The following is a 19716-nucleotide window of genomic DNA, read 5'->3' on the forward strand; positions in this document are numbered from 1 at the left end:
CGCCGGCCGAGCCCCTCCGGTCGGCTCGGACCGGGAGCCCCGATGACGGAGACCACGCGCGACCGTTCCTCCGACCCCAGTCGCTACGAGATCCGCATCAGCGGTCGCCTCGCCCCCCGCTGGGTCGCCTGGTTCGACGGGATGACCCTCACCACCGCCGGCGACGGCACCACCGTCCTGGCCGGCCCGGTTGCCGACCAGGCAGCACTGCACGGCGTGCTGGCACGGATCCGCGACCTCGGGCTGCCGCTGGTCTCGGTCACCCGCCTCGACGCCGACCCGCCCCGTTCCTCCAGCCGACCCCGCTGATGACACCCCACCCAGGAGACCGCCATGGCAACCACCATCCCGAGCGCACCGTCGAGCACGGCCCCGGTCGACCCGATGCGGCGCACCTCCCGCGCCGCCGGGATCCTCTACCTGATCACCTTCGTGTCCGTCCCCACGCTCATGGCGTTCCAGCCCGTGCGGGACGGCGCCGCCTTCGTCCTCGGCACCGGCAGTGCCACCGGCGTGCTGTGGGGGTCCTTCTCCGAGGTCGTCGTCGCCCTGGCCGGCATCGGTACCGCGGTGGTGCTGTTCCCGGTGACCAAGCGGGTGAGCGAGACGGCCGCCCTCGGGTTCGTCACCGCCCGGGTCGTCGAGGGCAGTCTCATCATCGTCGGCGTCGTGAACATCCACACGCTCGTCACCCTGCGCGACGACGTCGCGGGCACCCCCGGCGCCGACCAGGGCTCGCTGGTCACGACCGGCCACACCCTGGTCGCGACCTACGACTCGACGTTCCTGCTGTCCCAGAGCCTGATGCCGGTCTTCAACGCGCTGTGCCTGGGCTACGTGCTGTACCGGTCCGGCCTCGTCCCCCGGATCCTGCCCACGCTGGGGCTCCTCGGCGCCCCGCTGCTCCTGGCCTCCGACATCGCGATCTTCTTCGGCGTCATCGACCGCGTCTCGCCGTTCGCCGCGGTCGCCTTCATCCCGATCGCCGTGTGGGAGTTCTCGCTCGGCGTCTACCTGACCGTCAAGGGCTTCCGGCCGTCCGCCGTCGCCGCCCTGCCGCCCGCGCAGGCCATCCGATGAGGGCCGCGGTCTACCGCCGGTTCGGCGGGCCGGACACCGTCCGCGTCGAGGAGGCGCCGCGGCCGACGGTCGGCCCGGACGACGTCCTCATCCGCGTGCACGCCAGCACCGTCAGCGCCGCCGACCACCGCGCCCGCAGCCGTGAGGTGCCCCGCGGACTCGGCCTGCTCGCCGCGACCGGGATCGGGCTGCTGCGTCCCAAGCGCCGCGTGCTGGGCATGGACGCCGCCGGCGTCGTCGAGGCCGTCGGGAGGAGCGTCACCCGCTTCGCCCCCGGCGACGAAGTGGTCGCCATGCTGGGTGCGGCCTTCGGCGGGCACGCCGAGTACGCCCGGATCCGGGCCGACGGCGCCCTCGCCCACAAGCCGCGGAACATGTCCTTCGACGACGCCGTGACGCTCGTCTTCGGCGGGCTGACGGCCCGCGGCTTCCTGCAGCAGGCCGATCTCGCGCCAGGTGCGACGGTCCTGGTCAACGGGGCGTCGGGAGCGGTCGGCTCCGCGGCCGTGCAGCTCGCCACGCACGCCGGCACCCGCGTGACCGCGGTGTGCAGCGCGTCGAACAGAGAGCTGGTGACCTCGCTGGGCGCCGACCGGGTGATCGAGTACGCCACCGAGGACTTCACCACCGCGTCGACCGCGTACGACGTGATCGTCGACTGCGTCGGCAACGCCCCGTACGAGCGGGTCGCCCACCTGCTCGAGCCCGGCGGCGCGCTGCTGCTCGTCACCGCCGACCTGCCGGCCATCCTGCGGGCACCGCTGCGCCGCCGACGGACCGGCCACCGGGTCACCGCCGACGTCGGGGAGCTCACCGCCGAGGACCTGGCCGTCCTGGTGGACCTCGCCGAGGCCGGCGCCTTCCGGGCGGTCCGCGACCGCACCTTCGACCTCGCCCACATCGCCGAGGCGCACCGCTTCGTCGACACCGGGCACAAGCGCGGCAACGTCGTCCTCCGCCTCAGCTCCGCCGGGACCGGACTCGCGCCGTCGGCCGCCGCCCAGCAGTCCGAGGAGGCGCCGTCATGACCGAGGCACACCAGCTCACCGAGCGCTACGGCGACGAGACCGTCGTGGACGGCCGGTCGGGCGACGTCGTGTCCACCGTCGGCACGCGACCACCGGCAGAACCGGCGCATCCCGGTGCAGCCGCGTGGCGACCGTGGAGGTTCGGCGCGTCGACGAGATCGGCCGGCCAGGCCGCGACCGCGTGCCGGTCAGCTCGTCCGGCACAGCCGAGCGGCCCGTGCGCCGCCAGCCACTGGAGGGAGTACCGGACCCTCTGGCCGTGGGGCTCGAGCGTGAGGGGGCGCCTCGGCGGCGGCTCGCGAGTTCGTGTCGGCGGCAAGCGGCACGAGCAGCCGCCGGTCACCGTCACCGGCCGGGAATCTACAGCGAGCACTGCAGGTCTGAACGAGTGCCGCTGCGACTACTCCACAGTCGCAGTCCACCCTTCCGGTTCGAGAGGAGGCTGACTCAGATGACACTGCCTGTCCGTTCGCGGCCGCGCGCAGTCGCCGGCTGGGACCCCTTCCGCGAGCTGGACGAGCTGACCCAGCGCGTCAACTCCCTGTGGGAGGCCGACCTCCACGGCGATCTGCACGGCTGGGCCCCGCTGGCTGACGTGGAGGAGACCGACGACGCCTACGTCGTCGAGATCGACCTGCCCGGCGTCAAGCGCGAAGACATCGACATCCAGCTCACCGACCGGCAGCTGACCGTCTCCGGTGAGATCAAGGAGAAGGAGCGCACCGGGATCCTGCGCCGACGCACCCGCCGGGTGGGGCAGTTCCAGTACTCGGTCACCCTGCCCGCCGACGTCGACGCGGACGAGGTCACCGCTCACCTCGACGACGGCGTGCTGACCGTGCGCGTGGCCAAGCCCGAGCAGGCCAAGCCGCGGCGCATCGAGATCAGCAGCTGATCCACCGGCGGTTCCCGCCGACGATCCAGCCGTCCCCCGGGACGTCCTGGACTCCTCCCGGGTCGGCGCACGCCACGGCGCCGACCCGGAGGGGACCGAGGGCTCGTCATCCAGCCCGGCCCACGCCGAAGGCGCGGCCCCGGCGACGCGTCGGACGGACAGGGAGCGACACGTAGGGCAGAGGGGGGTGACCCACCTTGCTCAGAGAACTCGCGGTCGAGCGCCCTGCAGTCGACGCCGCGGCGGCGCAGGTCGCAGGCCAGCGTGATCCCGGTCGGACCGGCGCCGACGACGAGGACCTCCGTGCTGGTCGTCATGGTCGTCATCTCTCCACGGGCTGGGGCCGGCCGGCGACGAACTCCCGCCAGGTGCGGCCACCGCTGCGGTTCCCCGGGACGAGGTTCGCGCCGGCTCGCAGGGCGGCGGCGACCGCGCCGGGCAGGGGGAGTTCCAGGACCGGCCGTCGACGCGGTGCCTCGCCCATGCGGTTCCGGACGAGGTCGACCACGGGGAAGACCTCCGGTCCGCCCAGGTCGGGCAGCCTGCCCGCCGGGCCCGCGACCACGGCGTCGGCCAGCCGCCCGGCGACCTCGTCGACGTCGATGGGCTGGACCCGCCACCCGCGCGGCACGGGTACGACCGGCAGCCTGGTCATGCGGTCGAGCAGCTGCAGCACGAACCCGTGGAACTGGGTGGTGCGCAGGACGGTCCACGGGAGCCCGGACCGCCCGATGGCCTCCTCGGCGGCCAGCTTGGACCGGTAGTAGTCCGTCGGGACGCGGTCGATGCCGACGATGGAGACGTGGACGACGAGCGGTCGGCCGGCGTCGCGGGCGGCCTCCAGCAACCGCGCGGTCCCTCCCACGTCGACCGTCCCGGACCTCCGCGGGTCCGTGGCGCAGTGGACGATCGCGGTGGTCCCGGCCACCGCCTGGCGCAGACCCGCTCCGGTGCTCAGGTCCGCCACGAGGAGTTCGGCGCCGGGCACCGGCGGCGCGGCCGGCCTCCGGCTGAGGATCCGCACCGTGTGGCCGTCGGCCGCCAGGGCGCGGACCACCTGGCGCCCGAGCTGTCCGGTGCCGCCGGTGACGAGCACGCTGGTCATCGCACACCCCTCCGTCAGGGCTGGTTGGTGGGGGGAGCGTTGCCGCCGGGCCTTGACGGTCGGTTGGCTCGTCGCACCTGCGCCGCGTCAAGCGGGCGTCAAACCACCGCGAGCACCGTCGGGCCGAGACACCTCGGCCCTGGGAGGGACGATGACCCCACGCGGCTCACCGGCCGGCATCGTCTTCCGGCGGCTCGACGCGGATCCCGAGCGGCGACAGGCCGCACGGTTGCTGCCCGGCTGCGGTCTCGACGACCACGACGCGGCCTGCGTCTGGTACGGCTTGTGCGACCTGACCGCGACGACGACCAGTGGCCTCGCCGGGGTGGCGGTGGTCCGCTCCGTGGACGCCACGACAGCTCGCTTGTGCGGTCTCGCCGTGTCGTCGGCCTACCACGATCGCCAGCTCGAGCGGCGGCTGCTCTGTGAGGTCGCGGACCGGCTCCGGGCGTCGGGCGTCGAGGCGATCACCGCGCCACCCGTCCGCGACCGCCGGGTCGCGGCGCTGCTCGCCCGGGTCGGTTTCGTCCCTCGCGAGCGAGCTCAGAGCTGCGCGTCGGGGTGGTCGCAGCTACCGCTGTGACGACGGGCCCCGATGGTCCGGCACGTCTCGATGGCGCGCCGCAGCAGCAGGGCGGACCCTTGCTCGCGGGCGACGGCGGCCGCCCGCAGCAGAGCCCCGTGGGCCAGCTCTGAGCGCGGTGGCCTCAGCGCGACCAGGCACAGCGCCCGCAGGCGGTGCAGCTCGGACTCGTAGGAGCGCTCACCCGTGCGCGCGACCCGGGCCAGTGCGTCGTCGAGCAGGTGCAGGGCCTCGACGGGCTGGTCGTTGCACAGGTGCGCCTCGGCCAGCAGGCCGAGACCCCACCCGACCAGGTGCTGGGTGCCGCCGGCCTCGGTCCGCGCGAGGTGGGCCCGGAAGGCGGGGATCGCGTTCACCGGATCGCCCTCGATCGCGCGTACCCAGCTCAGCACGACGGCCGCGTATCCGGCCGGCCACGGCAGGTTCCAGCGCTCCACCAACTCCAACGTCTCGGTGGCCCACTCCCGCGCCGCCGGCGGGTCGCGGCGCATGGCGGAGACGAGGGCAGCTCCGGTGAGGGTGAGGGCCTGCGCGAAGGGGGATCCACCGCGCGACTCCTCGACAGCCGTCGCCAGCAGCTCGATCCCCGCGTCCGGCTCTCCGAGGGACGTGAGCACCGCGGCCAGCTGCAGCTGCAGCACGGTCCTCGGCGGCAGGAACTGGCGGCCGTCCACCGGGTCCGCCACCTGCAGGCCCTGCTCGAGGTGGTCCCTGGCAGCGGCCAGCCGGCCCTGCGACCACAGGGTGCGACCCAGCGCCAGGTGGCTCACCACGAGGGCGGCCGGGTCGTCACTGCTCCTGGCGATGTCCAGCATGACCTCGGCCAGGGCGGCAGCGGCCGAGTGGTCGGCCCGGGCGAAGGCCACCTCGTAGAGGCTGCGGCAGGCGGCGAGCAGGGCGGACCGGTCGCCGAGCTCGTCCGCCAGCTCACGCGCTCGGCTGAAGTTGGTCCATGCGTGTTCGCAGCCGCTGCCGTGCAGTTGCACCAGCAGCGTGCCGAGACGCAGCTGCACGCCCAGCTCGGAGGCGTCGCGTCCAGCCGAGGGCGCCGCGGCGGCCAGCAGGTCCAGGCTGCGGCGCAGCTGCCGCTCGGCCTCCTCGTGGGCATAGGTGGCGAGGCACAGCTCGGCCGCGGCGACCACGTGGGGGACCGCGTGCTCGGCGTCGACCACCGGTGCGGCCAGCCACCAGTGCTGGGCCAGCTGCAGGACGGAGTCCGCGTCGCCGCGGTGGTCCAGCAGTGCCTGTCCCACCCGGGCGTGCAGCCGGGCCCGGCGGGCGCGGCTGATCTCGCCGTAGATCGCCTCGCGGATCAGCGCGTGCGTGAAACGGAAGCGGCCCACCGTCCCCGCGTCCTCGACGACGAGGCCGGCCGAGACGGTCAGCTCGACGGCGGCGAGCGCATCGTCGTCGTCCAGCCCGGTCACGGCACGGACGACGTCCAGGTCGAAGTGCTGACCGACGACCGCGGCGACGAGCAGCACGGTGCGGGTCTGGTCGGGGAGCCGGCCCAGCCGTCGGCGGAGGACGTCGCGCACACCCGCGGGGACCTCCTGGGCGACCAGCGACGCCGCCTCGCCCGGGGTCCGCTCCGGCCGGCCGCCGGTGCCGAGCAGGCGGAGCACCTCGAGGAGGAAGAACGGGTTGCCACCGGTGCGGTCGCTGACCAGCCGGACCAGGGCGTCGTCGGGGTCCGTGCCGAGGTGGGACGCCATGACCCGGGCCACGTCGGCGACCTCGAGTCCGGTCAGCTCCAGCCGGTCGACCGGAGCCGTGCGGGCCAGCTCGGCGAGCGTGTCGGAGAGCGGTTGCCCGCCGTCGAGGGTGCGGTCCCGGTAGGTCACCAGCACGACGACGGGGGCGTCGGCCAGCGTCGCGGCGAGGTGCCCCAGCAGCCGGAGCGAGGCGATGTCCGCCCACTGCAGGTCGTCGAGGACCACCAGCAGCCGTCGTCCTCGGGCCAGCCGCAGGAGCGTCGCGGTGGCCGCCCGGCACAGGCGGAAGCGGGACGCCTCCGGGTCCACCACCGGTGCGGCGGCCCGCGGTTCCCCGTCCGCCAGCTCCGGCAGGATGCGGGCCAGCTCGGCGGTGTCGGCGTCCGGCTCGCCCGCAGGTGACCCGCCCGTGCCGTCGTCGAGCAGGTCGCGGAGCACCTGCGTCCAGGGCCAGAACGGCGGGGCCCCGGCGTCCGGGTCGCTCCGGCCCCAGGCCACTGTGACCCCGGCCCCGCGGGCGCGCCGTGTCGCCTCCTCGGCGAGTCGGGTCTTGCCGATCCCGGGCTCGCCCGCCACCAGGACGATCCGCCCCCGGCCGGTCGCCGTCCCGGCCAGGGCCCGGTCGACCACCTGCAGGTGCGCGTCGCGGCCCACCAGGCTCCCGGGTGCTGCGGGGCCGTCGGCGTCGGCCGTCGGAACGTGGGAGCGGGACCGGTCCTGCGCCGCGGCGGGAACGGGCCCGGGTGCGCCGGGCCGGTCGGCGGGAGCCGCTGTCCAGTCCAGTGCCGGGGCCTGGCGCAGGACGTCCCGTTCGAGGTCCCGGAGCGTCTGGCCGGGGTCCAGGCCGAGCTCCTCGCGCAACTGCACGCGGAACTGCTGGAAGCTCTGCAGCGCCTCGGCCTGCCGTCCGCAGCGGTAGAGGGCGGTCATGCGGAGGCCCTGGAGACGCTCCCGGAACGGGTGTTCACCCGTCAGCTGCTCGAGCTCGGCGACGACGCGGGTGTGCCGGCCGATGCGGAGGTCGGCGCTGAGCCGGTCCTCCAGCGCGGTCAGCCGGAGGTCGTCCAACCGGGCCCGCTCGGCCTGCACGAACGACGCGTCGGCGAGGTCGGCCAGGACCGGCCCGCGCCACAACCCGAGGGCCTCCTCCAGCGTCTCCGCCGCTCGCGGTGCCTGCCCCTGCTCCAGGAGGTCGTGTCCCGTCCGTGCGAGGGCCTCGAAGCGGGCGGCGTCGAGGTCGTCGGGGCCGACCACGATGCGGTAGCCCGGCGCTTGGTTCACGAGCACCGTCGCCGGGGCGCCGGGCGCACGCTGCGGTTCCAGCAGCCGGCGCAGGTGGGAGACGTAGGCCTGCACCGACGCGAGGGCCTGCGGCGGTGACTGCGGGCCCCACAGCTCGTCGACGAGCCGGTCGAGCGAGACCACCGTGCCCGCGTGGAGCAGCAGGATCGCCAGAACGGCGCGTTGCTTGGGTCGCCCGAGGACCAGTGGCCGTCCCGCGTCGAGGGCCTGCAGCGGCCCGAGGATGTCGAACTGCACCGCCCACCCGCCTCTCCGCCCCCGCCGGGCTCGCCGTCGGACCATCCTGCCCCGCGACGGCCGCATCTCCGGCCCTCGGCGGCGTGCTCGCTCGAGGCCCCGTCAAGCGGACGCCCACGATCCGTCAAGGGCCGGGCCCGACGGTTCCCCCGGGATGTCGGGAACGCACCGACCCCGCTCGATCCCGTCTCCCACGGAGGCCCCCATGCGTCTCGCCGTCAAGCTCCTGCTCGGGTGGTTCGCTCTCTTCGGACTGGTGATCGGTCTCTGGCAGGCCGTCTTCCCGGCGTCCTTCTACGCCGACTTCCCCGGGATGGGACACCACTGGGTCAGCCCGGATGGTCCCTACAACGAGCACCTGCTCCGCGACGTCGGTCTGGGCAACCTCGCCGTCGGCACCGTCGCGCTCGTCGCGCTGCTCACCGGGGTGGTCTGGGTCGCCCGCGCCGTCGGCCTGGCCGTGGTCGTCATGGACCTGCCGCACCAGCTCCACCACCAGGCGCACGTGTCCGTGCTCCCGAGCACCACCGACCGGGTCCTGCAGTCGACGTCGCTCGCCGCGGTCAGCCTGGCCGCCGTCGCGCTGCTGGTCCTGACCTCCAGGCTGTCCGCCGCCTCCGCCTCGGCGGCACCCCGTTCCGACCTCCGCGAACCCGCGCCGACCCGTCCCTAGGAGAGCGTCATGGACATCGCTCAGCTCCTCGCCGACTTCGGTGACTGGGCGTTCGATCGCCACGCCAACGTGCTGAGCTGGTACATCCGGCCCCTCTTCCTGCTGCCGCTGGCGTGGTTCGCCCACCGGCGCAGCGGCTGGGGCATCGCCGGCACCCTCGTCGCCCTGGCCACCAGCATCTTCTGGTTCCCGGCGCCTGCGCAGCCCGATCCGCAGATCCTGCAGTTCCTCGACTTCGAGCGGGAGTGGCTCACCGGGACCTGGGACCTGCAGAAGTCCGGTCAGGCGCTGCTCGCTCCGCTCGCCCTCGGCGCCTACTGCCTGGCCTTCTGGCGGCGGTCGGTGCTCTGGGGTCTGGCGCTCCTCAACCTCATGGCCGGCGGGAAGCTGCTCTGGGGCGTCGTCGTGGGCGACGGCACCGGATGGGCGATGACCGTGCCTGGACTGGTCGGGCTGCTGGTCTGCGACGCCGCCGTCCTCTGGGGACTGCGTCGGCTCCGGGCGCACCGGCAGCAGCCCGCGGCGGAGCCGTCGTCCCCGCCCGTCCTGTCGTCGAGTTCCTCGTGACCGGCGGGGACGACGCCATGGCCCCGCAGTCCCCACCCGCGGCCAGCACCGTCTGCATCGCCGGCTGTGGCCCCGCCGGGGCGGTGCTCGGACTCCTCCTGGCCCGCGCCGGCATCGACGTCGTCGTCCTCGAGGAGCACGCGGACTTCCTGCGTGACTTCCGCGGGGACACGGTCCACGCCTCGACGATGCAGGTGCTGGCGGAGCTCGACCTGCTGGAGGGCTTCCAGGCGCTGCCCCAGCAGCGCACGACGAACATCACGCTGATGACCGACGACGGGTCCATCCCGCTCGGCGACTTCACCCGGCTCCCGGGCCGCTTCCAGTGCCTGTCGATGGTGCCGCAGTACGAGTTCCTGGACTTCCTCACCACCGAGGCCGCGCGGTACCCCTCCTTCGCCCTCCACCGCCGGGTGGAGGTGGTGGGCCTGATCGAGGAGAACGGCACGGTGACCGGGGTCCGCTACCGGCGGACGGACGGCAACGACACCGAGGCGGAGCTGCGTGCGCTGCTCACCGTCGCCGCGGACGGGCGCCACTCCGCGGTGCGGCGAGCAGCCGGCATGTCCGTCGTCGAGTTCGGCGCCCCGCTGGACGTGCTCTGGTACCGCCTCCCCAAGAGCCCAGGGGATCCGCAGGCGTCCTTCGCGCGGCTGGTGCCCGGCCGGTTGCTCCCGATGATCGACCGGGGGAGCTACTGGCAGGGCGCCTACACGATGCCGAAGGGCACGGTGGCGTCACTGAGGGCGGCGGGCATCGAGGCGCTCCGGGCCGACGTGGAGCGAGCGATGCCGTTCCTGGGCGACCGGGTCCGCACGGCCCTGCGCAGTTGGGACGACACCGGCTTCCTGGAGGTCCGGGTCAACCGGCTGCGCCGCTGGTACCGGCCGGGGCTGCTGTTCATCGGTGACGCCGCCCACGCCATGTCCCCGGTCGCAGGGATCGGGATCAACCTCGCCATCCAGGACGCCGTGGCCACGGCCAACGCCCTCGTCCCAGCGCTGCGCGCAGGTGCGGTCACCACACGGGACCTCCGACGGGTGCAGCGCCGTCGCGACCTCCCCACACGGGTCACCCAGCTGGTGCAGCGCGCCGTCCAGCGACAGGTTTTCGGAGCCGCCGGAGATCCGGTTCCGCCGCGCGGGGTCCCGGTCCCGCTGCGCCTCATGTCCCGCGTACCCCCGCTGCTGCGGCTGTTCTCCCGCTTCATGGCCATCGGCATCCGCAACGAGCACGTGGCGTTCCCGACGCATGCGGCGTCCGCGGTCCTTGTCCCGGCGAGGAGTCCACGGTGACCGCCGTCGCCACGCGGGAGAGCAGGCTGGTCGGCGTCATCCGCCGGCACCCCCTCGCGAGCTTCCTGGCCTGGTCCTTCTCCGTCGGGCAGGCGATCGCCTTCCAACCCGTCGTCGCGCGCGCGTGGTACGGCGTGGACCTGCCCACGGCTCCGTTCGTCGTCGTGGCCAACCTGCTCGGACTGCTGCTGCCGGCAGTCGTCATCACCCGCGTCGTCGACGGGCGGGCGGGGGTCAGGGCGCTGTGGGAACGCACGGTCCGGGTGCGGGTGCCCGTGCGCTGGTACGGCCTGGTCCTGGTCGTCGTCCCGCTCGCGACCACGGCGATGGCCGTGGCCCTGCTCGGGCCGCCGGAGCGGACCGGCTGGGTGCTGGCCTCGGCCCTGGCCTCCGGGCTGCTGGTGCAGCTGCTGCTGGGGTTCCTCACCACCAACTGGGCGGAGGAGGTCGCCTGGACGGGCTTCCTCCAGACCCGCCTGCAGGATCGGCACGGGCCCGTGCGGGCCGCACTGGCGACCGGACCGCTGTTCGCGCTGCAGCACGCCTCCATGACGACGGGCAACGGCTGGCTCGGCGGGATGGTCGTCCTGCTGTTCATCACCGCGACGGCCGTCCCGTTCCGGTTCCTGCAGGGCTGGGTCGCTGACCGGACCGGCAGCCTGTTCGTCGTCGGTCTGGTGCACGCGGCGGGGAACGCGACGACGCACGGCAGCGGGTTCGGCGGTCCTGGCTTCCTGCCCCTGCTGTACCCCGACGAGACCGTGGGCCCGGTGCACCTGCTGGCCAGCGCGGCCCTGGGCCTGGTCGTCCTGGCCGCAACCCGGGCCCGGCTGCGCCGCACTGCGGGTTCCGGTGTCTCCGCTGCCCCAGCGCACGGCCTCGCCTGGCCGGCCACGCCGGGAGGCCCACGTGCTCGGCACCACGTACCGGTGCCCCGTTCCGCAACACCCGTCGACCCACCGGAGGAGAACGCCATGTCCAAGCGACTGTCCACCAACGTCGACATCCAGGCGACGCCCGACCGGGTGTGGGAGGTGCTCACCGACCTCCCGGCGTACCCGACGTGGAACCCGTTCATCGTGCGTGCGGAGGGAGTGGTGGAGCCGGGCTGCCGGCTGACCCTGACGATGCAGCCGGTGGGCGCTCGGGCGATGACGCTCCGCCCCCGGCTCGTCGAGGTCGCCGTCAACCGCGAGCTGCGGTGGTGCGGCACGTTGGGCATGCCCGGGCTGGTGGACGCCGAGCACGTCCTCCTCCTCCAGCCGCAGGCTGGTGGTACCCGGCTGGTCCACCAGGAGACCTTCCGCGGTGTCCTCGTCCCCTTCGTCGCTGCGTCGCTGGACCGGAGCACCTTGCCTGCCTTCACCGCGATGAACGAGGCGCTCAAGAGGCGGGTCGAGCAGGCGGCGCAGCGGCCTCGAGGCCTGGTGCCGTGAAGCGGCGGTCGATGGTCCGGGCCGGCGCCTGGACGGGCATCGCCGCGGTCGCGGGGAACGCCTTCATCGGCAGAGCGGCCATGTCCTGGTTCCGTGGCCTCACCGCTCCGCGCTGGCAGATGCCGCTACCTGCCTTCTTGGTCGTGGGTGCGGTCTACTACGGGATCATCGGCTACGTGCTGGCACGGAGCATCGACCGTCGCGACGCCAGAAGCACCGCATGGAGCGTGGCCGTCCTCGTCGGCAACGAGGCCTGGAACGGCGCCTTCTTCGGCCGCCGGAGCGCTCCCGCCGGCTTCACCAGCCTGTGCGTCTTCCTCGTTCCGCTCGTGGCGCTCCAGCGGTCGGTCTGGGAGGACCCGCGGTCGCGCCACGCCTTGGCCCCGTACACGCTGTACGTCCTGCTCTACGACGTGCCGTGGATGTACCGGTTGTGGCGACTGAACCCGACAGGCGTGACCGCCGGCTCGTGACCGAGTGGTCACGACGGTCATCGACCAGTGACTGTTCGAGGCGACGTCCAGGCCGGGAGGGCAACAGCCCCGGCAGGAGCGGCGGTCCGACCGCCAGCGCCCACGCCTCGAGGATCTCCGACCGTGAGGGAGCGCGCGGGAGTCCCGATGCCGTCGGACGGAGCGACCTCCAGCTCTCCTCCAGTGACCACCCACCGGCAGAACCGGCGCCTCCGTGCAGCCGCGTGCCGACGGTCGAGGCTCGGCGGTCTCGGGCAGCCACGCGGCGACGGCGTGCCGGGCAGGTCGTCGGGCACCGGCTCGCGGCCGAGGTTGGTCGTGTCAAACGGCGGGCCGAAGTCGACCCCGTAGGGACGGGCGGGTTCCCAGGGGTCAGCTCACAGGCGTTGATGACGGTGGGCTGCCTACTCGGCCTGGTCCTCGGGGCGCCGGGAGTTCGCGCCTCTCCTCTTCAGGTGTACGAGGGGGACTTGGGCGCCGTGAAGTGGGAGCTGTCCCACCGGCGGCCTCCGCAGTGGAGGAGGAACGCGGTGTGCGCGGCTTCGTGGACAGGGCCGAAACGTAGCGCGCCGGTGGGACGAGATCGTTCGATGGTGCGGCTGCACCCTTCCCTCACGAACAAGCGGGTGTCAGCGCAGTTGATCCCCCGCCGCCGCCGGACCGGGCGGCCTGTAGCCGCCGGGGGGTTGTGCAACAGCTTGCTGCACAACCCCCCGGCCGAGGCCACTCGCCAGCGCCTGCGTGCCCTCACACAGCAGGGCCCGGGGGCGGCGCCCAGCGGTCGTGACGCCGCTCACTGCTGCTTGCGGAAGATACCCCTAGGGGGTAAACATTGTGACGGATACCGCCAGGGGGTATCCATCATGCCTACGAGCAGCAGGAGTTGTCCCATGTCAGCCGCATCGCCCGACCGGTCGCAGACCTCCGCGGCTTCCCCCGCCGGCCGCCGGCTGGGCCTGTCTCTGCTCGTGATCGCCACGGCGCAGCTGATGCTGGTCCTCGACGACAGCATCGCCAACATCGCCCTGCCGAGCATCCAGGCCGACCTCGGTGTCTCCGCGGCCAACCTGCCGTGGGTGATCAACGCCTACGTGCTCGTCTTCGGCGCGCTGCTGCTGTTCGGGGGGCGCGTCGGTGACCTGTTCGGCCGGCGGCGGGTGCTGCGGATCGGACTCGCTGTCTTCGTCGCCGCGTCGCTGCTCGGCGGCCTCGCGCCGAACACGGGACTGCTGATCGCCGCCCGTGCCCTGCAGGGACTCGGCGCAGCACTGGCCGCCCCGAACGCGCTGGCACTGATCGCCACCACCTTCCCGATCGGGAAGCCACGCAACTCCGCGATGGCCGTTTACGGCGCCATGTCCGCGGTTGGCATCGTCGCCGGCGTGCTGCTCGGCGGGGCGCTCACCGGCCTGCTCGACTGGCGGTGGGTGTTCTTCATCAACATCCCCATCGGCCTTGCGGTGCTCGCCGGCACCGGCGCCCTGCCCGAAGGCGGCCGCGGCCGCGGCCGGCTGGACACCCCAGGTGCGGTGAGCGGCACCGGCGCGATGGTCGCGCTGGTCTACGGCACCACCCGCGCCGGCGAGCACGGCTGGACCGACCCGCTGACCCTGGCCGCGTTCGCCGTCGCCGCGGTGCTGCTGGCCGTGTTCCTGATGCTGCAGGCGCGCACCGCGCTGCCGCTGCTGCCGCTGGGCCTGTTCGCCGACCGCAACCGGGCCGGCTCCTACGCCACGATCCTGTTCATCGGCGCCGGCCTGATGGGCTCGTTCTACCTGCTGGCGCTGTTCCTGCAGCAGGTGCTGCAGTTCGGGGCGCTGAAGACCGGCGTGGCCTCCCTGCCCTTCGCCGCCGGCATCATCCTCGCCTCGGGCACCAGCTCCAAGCTGGTCGAGCGCCTCGCGCCGCGGGTGGTGGCCGCGCCCGGTCTCGTGCTGGCCGCCGGTGGCATGTTCTGGCTGTCCACGCTGACCAGGGACTCCTCCTACGCCGGCCACGTCATGCCGGCGCTGTTCCTCACCTCGTTCGGCCTCGGGCTGGCGTTCGTGCCGCTGACCCTGACTGCCGTGCACCGGGTCGCCGAGGACCGGGCCGGCGTCGCCTCGGCGCTGGTCAACATGGCCCAGCAGATCGGCGCCGCGCTCGGCCTGGCCGTGCTGACCACCGTCTCCACCACCGCAGCCGACGAGCAGCTGCCCGGTGCCGCGCAGGTGCTGCAGCAGGGCCTGGCTGTCGACGATCCCGGCGCCGTGGCCCGGGCCGGCGAGGCGCTGGCGCAGGGCTACACCACCGGCTTCCTCACCGGAGCCGGCCTGCTGCTGGCCGCCGCCGTCCTCGTGGCCGCGACCGTGGCCACCCGGGGCACCCAGCGCACCGCCGACACCGCCGACGCAGTCAGGGCCGCCGCCTGACGGCCGGGTACCCGCTCACACTCCACCTGACCGATCGAGGAGCACCGATGGACCACTCCGTGCACCAGGGGCGCCCGACCGGCGCCGCCCTGACCCGACTGGCGATCAGCGCCACGCTGCACTGCCTCACCGGCTGCGCGATCGGCGAGGTCCTCGGCATGGTCGTCGGCACCGCGTTGGGCTGGTCCGACGCGCAGACCATCGTGCTCGCCGTCGCGCTGGCGTTCGTGTTCGGCTACGCATTCACCATCGGCCCGGTGATGCGCTCCGGGCTCGCGCTGCGCGCGGCGATCCCCGTCGCTCTGGCCGCCGACACCGTCTCGATCACCGTCATGGAGATCGTGGACAACGCGGTCATGCTGCTGGTGCCCGGCGCGATGGACGCCGGCCTGGCCAGCTGGCTGTTCTGGGGCTCGCTGGCGTTCGCGCTCGCCGTCGCCTTCATCGTCACCGTGCCGGTCAACCGCTGGCTCATCGGCCGCGGCAAGGGCCACGCCGTCGTGCACGCCCACCACGGCGCCCGACACGAGTGGGACCAGCAGCGACCGGCCGGCGAGCACGGCCACGGGCACCCCCAGCACTGAGCCGCGCCGGACCGCGGCGACCCCCACGGCACGAGTCCACCCGACCGGGGCCGGCGGCACCCCAATTGCGCCGGACGGCCCCGTCAGGCGCCCTTGAGCTGGCTGCGCCGGGCGTAGGCGCGGGCCGCGCGGGCACGGTCGCCGCAGCGGACCGAGCACCACTGACGGCGGCCGTGAGTGCGCAGCAGGTACCGGTTGCACGGCGGGGAGCCACAGGCGGACAGCTGCTCGGCGTCGGGGCCGGTGAGCAGCTCGGCTGCATCGGCGGCCAGGGCCGCCAGGGCATGGTCGAGGATCTGGGTGGTCGGATGCGCGGCGGCGCGATGCAAACCGTGGACGTCGTCCCAGCGCAGCAGTGAGGCGGTGGGAACGCGCGTCATGGCGTCGTTGACCGCCTGCAGAGCGGCGGGCGGTGCGGGATGACCGTCGATGCGGGACGCCAGCAGCGTGCGCACCTGCTCGCGGAGCGCGCGCAGCTGCGCCGCGCACATCGCCTGCAACCCGGCGTGGGCCGGAGCGAGCCCGTGCTCGGTCAGCCACCGGTTCGCCGCCGCGGGAGTGCCCAGCGCATCGGTGAACTGGCCGCCGGGCAGAGCCACAGCGCTGTCGGCGAAGTCCAGGGCGACGTACTGCTCGGCCCCCGGCGCCGGCGGCAGGGCCGGCTGCACAGCCTCGGCGCCCGCGGCCTCCCACACGGTTCTCATGGTACCCCTTGCTCCCATCCGTGAGAGCAGCCTACAGTCGGCTCACGGAAAACCCCATCTCCAGCCGTGAGGTACTATCTTGACCGACGTTAGCTCCACCGCCGCGCAGATCCCCGTCCGGGTCCTCGGCGGCCCCACCACCGTGATCGAGTACGGAGGCCTGCGGTTCCTCACCGACCCCACCTTCGACGCCCCGGGCGACTACCCCCTCGGCGACCTCGTCCTCACCAAGACCGCCGCCTGCTCGATCGACCCCGCCGACCTGGGGCCGGTCGACGTGGTGCTGCTGTCCCATGACGAGCACCCGGACAACCTGGACCACGCCGGCCGTGCCCTGCTCGCCGACGTCCCGGTCGTCCTCACCACCACCGGTGGCGCCGGCCGTCTCGGCGGCACCGGCACCGCCCGGGGCCTCGCGCCGTGGGAGGCCGTGGAGCTGATCCGCCCCGACGGCGGCACCCTGACCGTGACCGCCGCCCCGGCGCTGCACGGCCCGGAGGGCTGCGAGCCGGTCACCGGCGAGGTCGTCGGTTTCGTCCTGACCGCGACCGACCTCCCCACCGTCTACGTCAGCGGGGACAACGCGTCGTTGCGTCTGGTCCGGGAGATCGCCGAGCGCGTGGGTCCGGTGGACACCGCGGTCCTGTTCGTCGGCGCCGTGCGCACCCCCTTCTTCGACGGCGCACTGCTCACCATCGACAGCGCCCAGGCTGCCGAGGCCGCTCAGATCCTCGGCGCCCGTCAGGTGGTTCCCGCCCACTGCGACAGCTGGGGCCACTTCACCGAGAGCCGCGACGACGTCGTGGCCGCCTTCGTCGCGGCCGGACTGGCCGACCGCCTGCAGCTGGGCTGACCCCGGCCCACAGGTCGCCGGCGACCACTACGAGCGGCGGCCCGCTCAGGTGTCCGGCGGGCGGCCGCTCGCCAGGGGTCCCGTGCCCGTCGACGCGAGTTCGGGGCCGAGGGGTGTTCCCGCCTGGCAGTACACCCACGGTCTGCAGTGCGGGAACCCACCGGAGGAACCGGACTGCACGGCACGTCAGGGGCTGGAGCGGCTCACGGGTACGCCGGCCGCCCTCCGCGCAAGCGACTGCCGCTCGCGCGCAGCGGGGCACGTCAGCAGCCAACGGAGCCGCAGCCCGGCGTCGAGGGCGACGTCCGACCAGTGCAGCGCCGGGGCGCCGCGCACCGCACGCCCTGGGCTCCCTCGTCGCGCCGCACGATCACCCGCAGGTGCCGCGTCCCCTCGGCAGGTCAGTACGCGGTGTGCCGTGGAGGTCCGCCGGGCACGACGGTCACGGGGCAGGGCGCGTGGTCGACGGGCTGGCTCGCGACCGACCCGGTCAGGAGGTGCCGAGAAGCCGCCCAACCACCAGCAGGTCTGCGGGATGGCCCAGTCGGCGAACGCCTCGGTCGGGTTCCTCGTCTCCAGCTCCGTCCGCACTCCCTCCGGCGCGGACTGCCCGTCGAGGGCCTCCTCGATCCGGGTCCGCAGGAACTGTTCGTCACGCCTTCGCGCCGCCTCGCCCGGCACGACTCCGGCCTCGGGATCGATCTCGTCAGCGATGTGGTCCTGCTGCCGTTCCCCGCGTCCCAGACCGCGCCACCGTCGTGGCAGTCAGCCGGTGGAGGGTGGGAAGGGGCACACACCTCGCGGACGGCGCCGACGATCAGGTGGGTGCAGGGCTTCGCGGTCGCGACGAGGGCGTTCAGAACAGCTCGTGGACCATGTGGACGTCCGCACCGTCCGGGCCCGCAGCAGCTGCCTGTGGTCCAGCGCCATTCCAGCTCGTGAGCTGTCCTGCGCATCGAATTGACGGGTCACGGCCTCTGCGCCCGCTGCGGGCACCTCCTCGAACGACAGCAGTCGTGACGCGACCCCACGGCGCTGAGCACCGCGCCCGTACCGGTCGCGTCACCGCAATCGCTGCCGGGCTCCGCGCGAGCGGGATGGCCGGGGAACGCTGCGGCTACACGGAGAGCAGTGCGGTGATCTGTCGTGCCGCCTGGGTGAGCATCGTGGCCAGCTGCGGCATGTCGACCTCGTCGGCGCGGAAGCGCGGGATGGTGAACGTGAGAGATCCGGCGACGGCCTCGTCGGCGAAGAACGGTGCCGCGAGTCCGAAGGCGTCGGGGATGCGCTCGCCCTCGGCCTGGGCCCACCCGGTCTCGCGGATCTGCCGCAGATCCCTCTCGAGCTGCTCCAGGCTGGTCGGCGACCGGGGCGTGAGGGGCTGGAGGACCTGACCGCGCACGACCTCCGAGGGGCAGTGCGCCAGGATCGCCTTGCCGGCGGCGCCGGCGTGGAGCGGGATCGGTGACCCGACGCCGAGGCTGTACTCGACGGGTCGGGCTCCGCCGGCTTCGGCCACCAGGGTCGCGGTGACGGTCTCGGGGTCGAAGACGGCGAGGCCGACGGTCTCTCCGCTGGCGTGGGCGAGGGCCTGCAGCGCGTCACCGGCGAGGTCGGCGATGTTCCAGTCGGGTCCGATCCTGGCCGCCCACCGCAGCAGGAGCGGACCGGCTGCCATGCGGCGGCCCGCGGTCGGCACTGCCAGTCCCGACGCCAGCGCTGTGGCCCGTAGCCGGGCGGCTGTGGCCTCGTTGGCGCCCAGGCGTCGGGCCAGCTCGATGCCGGTCGGGGCGCCGGAGGGCTCGGCGACGAGGATCTCCAGGAGTCGCTGTACCCGCCCGAGAGCGGTGCTGTCGGCACCCGACGGGCGGGCGGGCCGCTCGGTCCAGGTCGCCGGGCGCGCCGCGTCCGCGATGTCGTCAGCCGCCTTGCGCGCGATCGGCCCGAGGCGTTCGAGGTCGGCGTCGGTGGTGCTGTGGCGGAGGCGCGTGGCTGACACCGCGGCGACCAGGTCCGGTCCGAACCGCAGCGGGGCGGCGACTCCGGCGGCCAGCGGGATGTGCTGGCCCACGCTGATCACGTAGCCGGCCTCCCGGGCGGCCCGCAGGTCGGGGTCGAGCTGCGCCGGATCGACGACGGTGTCCTCGCTGTAGCGCGTGAGCGCAGTTCGGAGGACGTCGACGCCGACCTCGGACAGGATCGCGCGACCCGCGGCCCCGGCGTGCAGCGGCAGCTCCATCCCGGGCTCCAGGTGGTACCGGATCGGGCCCGGCTGCTGACGCAGGAGCGCGATGAAGGCGGCGTCGGGTCGGGGGCCGTGCACGGCGAGCATGACCGTCGCGTCCGCGGTCCGGCTGAGCTCGTCCATCACGGGCAGCGCACCGCGGAGCAGCGGGTGCCGGTCGTGCAGCACCTTGGCCAGGACCCGCAGCCGGGGACCCACCGAGTAGGTGGCGTTCGCATCGACGCGAGCGAGTCCGCGGTCGACCAGGCCCTGCAGGATCCGGTTGACCGTGCTGCGGCTGGCGGCCACGGAGTCGGCCAGCTCGCGCACCCCCCATCCGTCGCCGATCGGCCGCGTGACGAATGCGTCCAGGACGGCGACGATCCGGTCATTGCCGGCGACCGAGCCCTCGGCGTGCTCCTGTGCGCTCACGCGATCGTCGTCCTCCCTGCTCCGCTCCGGCAGTGCAGCAAGCCGCCTGACCCGGACGAGCCTAGGCGCCCGGGTGATCACCAGGGACGGCCGCGAGGGGGTCCGCTCTCCATCGAGTC

18 protein-coding genes are annotated in these 19716 nt (G+C 73.8%); 13 read left to right on the forward strand and 5 right to left on the reverse strand.

Annotated features, from left to right (window positions below; translation table 11 throughout):
• Positions 1–42 precede the first annotated feature (42 nt).
• The 4 genes from BMW27_RS09670 to BMW27_RS09685 all read left to right on the forward strand — a co-directional run bounded on the left by BMW27_RS09670 (position 43) and on the right by BMW27_RS09685 (position 3003).
• Positions 43–309 (forward strand): hypothetical protein, encoded by a 267-nt coding sequence (locus BMW27_RS09670; RefSeq protein ID WP_091442894.1) that lies wholly within the window; start codon positions 43–45, stop codon positions 307–309.
• A 24-nt stretch (positions 310–333) separates the two neighbouring features.
• A complete protein-coding gene (locus BMW27_RS09675) occupies positions 334–1080 on the forward strand; it encodes a DUF4386 domain-containing protein (RefSeq protein ID WP_091442897.1) in 747 nt (248 codons plus the stop codon).
• Complete coding sequence (locus BMW27_RS09680; RefSeq protein ID WP_091442901.1) at positions 1077–2108, forward strand: NAD(P)-dependent alcohol dehydrogenase; 1032 nt, start codon at positions 1077–1079, stop codon at positions 2106–2108. Before BMW27_RS09675 ends, BMW27_RS09680 begins: the two co-directional genes overlap by 4 nt.
• A gap of 451 nt (positions 2109–2559) precedes the next feature.
• Entirely contained in the window at positions 2560–3003 is a 444-nt protein-coding gene (locus tag BMW27_RS09685; RefSeq protein WP_091442905.1) for an Hsp20/alpha crystallin family protein, read from the forward strand.
• Here BMW27_RS09685 and BMW27_RS24565 read toward each other — a convergent pair.
• On the reverse strand, positions 2922–3329 hold the full coding sequence (locus BMW27_RS24565) for an FAD-dependent monooxygenase (RefSeq protein WP_139206865.1): 408 nt from the start codon (positions 3327–3329) through the stop codon (positions 2922–2924). The two genes, BMW27_RS09685 and BMW27_RS24565, sit on opposite strands and share 82 nt — an antisense overlap.
• On the reverse strand, positions 3326–4108 hold the full coding sequence (locus tag BMW27_RS09690; RefSeq protein WP_091442908.1) for an SDR family oxidoreductase: 783 nt from the start codon (positions 4106–4108) through the stop codon (positions 3326–3328). The genes BMW27_RS24565 and BMW27_RS09690 overlap by 4 nt, the downstream gene beginning before the upstream one ends.
• Positions 4109–4259: 151 nt before the next feature.
• Here BMW27_RS09690 and BMW27_RS09695 point away from each other — a divergent pair, with 151 nt between their 5' ends.
• Complete coding sequence (locus BMW27_RS09695; protein WP_091442912.1) at positions 4260–4691, forward strand: GNAT family N-acetyltransferase; 432 nt, start codon at positions 4260–4262, stop codon at positions 4689–4691.
• Here BMW27_RS09695 and BMW27_RS09700 read toward each other — a convergent pair.
• A complete protein-coding gene (locus tag BMW27_RS09700) occupies positions 4652–7945 on the reverse strand; it encodes an ATP-binding protein (protein WP_175486450.1) in 3294 nt (1097 codons plus the stop codon). The genes BMW27_RS09695 and BMW27_RS09700 overlap by 40 nt on opposite strands.
• Positions 7946–8150: 205 nt before the next feature.
• Here BMW27_RS09700 and BMW27_RS09705 point away from each other — a divergent pair, with 205 nt between their 5' ends.
• The 7 genes from BMW27_RS09705 to BMW27_RS09735 all read left to right on the forward strand — a co-directional run bounded on the left by BMW27_RS09705 (position 8151) and on the right by BMW27_RS09735 (position 15384).
• The gene (locus tag BMW27_RS09705) at positions 8151–8618 is read left to right on the forward strand and encodes a hypothetical protein (RefSeq protein WP_091442917.1); all 468 of its coding nucleotides are present in this window, start codon (positions 8151–8153) and stop codon (positions 8616–8618) included.
• A gap of 9 nt (positions 8619–8627) precedes the next feature.
• Complete coding sequence (locus tag BMW27_RS09710) at positions 8628–9185, forward strand: hypothetical protein (protein WP_091442920.1); 558 nt, start codon at positions 8628–8630, stop codon at positions 9183–9185.
• Positions 9182–10480 carry an FAD-dependent oxidoreductase gene (locus BMW27_RS09715; RefSeq protein ID WP_217638102.1) on the forward strand — a complete coding sequence of 433 codons (1299 nt, stop codon included), beginning with the start codon at positions 9182–9184 and terminating at the stop codon, positions 10478–10480. Before BMW27_RS09710 ends, BMW27_RS09715 begins: the two co-directional genes overlap by 4 nt.
• Positions 10477–11916, forward strand: coding sequence for an SRPBCC family protein (locus BMW27_RS09720; protein WP_091442924.1), 1440 nt, complete (start codon positions 10477–10479; stop codon positions 11914–11916). The genes BMW27_RS09715 and BMW27_RS09720 overlap by 4 nt, the downstream gene beginning before the upstream one ends.
• On the forward strand, positions 11913–12389 hold the full coding sequence (locus BMW27_RS09725; RefSeq protein WP_091442928.1) for a tryptophan-rich sensory protein: 477 nt from the start codon (positions 11913–11915) through the stop codon (positions 12387–12389). The genes BMW27_RS09720 and BMW27_RS09725 overlap by 4 nt, the downstream gene beginning before the upstream one ends.
• A gap of 890 nt (positions 12390–13279) precedes the next feature.
• Positions 13280–14800 (forward strand): MFS transporter, encoded by a 1521-nt coding sequence (locus BMW27_RS09730; RefSeq protein ID WP_091442931.1) that lies wholly within the window; start codon positions 13280–13282, stop codon positions 14798–14800.
• A 47-nt stretch (positions 14801–14847) separates the two neighbouring features.
• Positions 14848–15384 (forward strand): DUF4396 domain-containing protein, encoded by a 537-nt coding sequence (locus BMW27_RS09735; RefSeq protein WP_091442933.1) that lies wholly within the window; start codon positions 14848–14850, stop codon positions 15382–15384.
• Between the two features lie 83 nt (positions 15385–15467).
• On the opposite strand, the gene BMW27_RS09740 is transcribed toward BMW27_RS09735, so the two are convergent.
• Positions 15468–16088 (reverse strand): ABATE domain-containing protein, encoded by a 621-nt coding sequence (locus tag BMW27_RS09740; protein WP_091442936.1) that lies wholly within the window; start codon positions 16086–16088, stop codon positions 15468–15470.
• A gap of 79 nt (positions 16089–16167) precedes the next feature.
• On the opposite strand from BMW27_RS09740, the gene BMW27_RS09745 reads away from it, so the two are divergent.
• A complete protein-coding gene (locus tag BMW27_RS09745) occupies positions 16168–16941 on the forward strand; it encodes an MBL fold metallo-hydrolase (protein ID WP_091442940.1) in 774 nt (257 codons plus the stop codon).
• 1117 nt (positions 16942–18058) lie between these two features.
• Here BMW27_RS09745 and BMW27_RS24305 read toward each other — a convergent pair.
• Positions 18059–19597, reverse strand: coding sequence for an IclR family transcriptional regulator (locus tag BMW27_RS24305; protein ID WP_175486451.1), 1539 nt, complete (start codon positions 19595–19597; stop codon positions 18059–18061).
• Between the last annotated feature and the right edge of the window lie 119 nt (positions 19598–19716).

This window comes from Geodermatophilus poikilotrophus, from assembly GCF_900111455.1.
GTDB lineage: Bacteria > Actinomycetota > Actinomycetes > Mycobacteriales > Geodermatophilaceae > Geodermatophilus > Geodermatophilus poikilotrophus.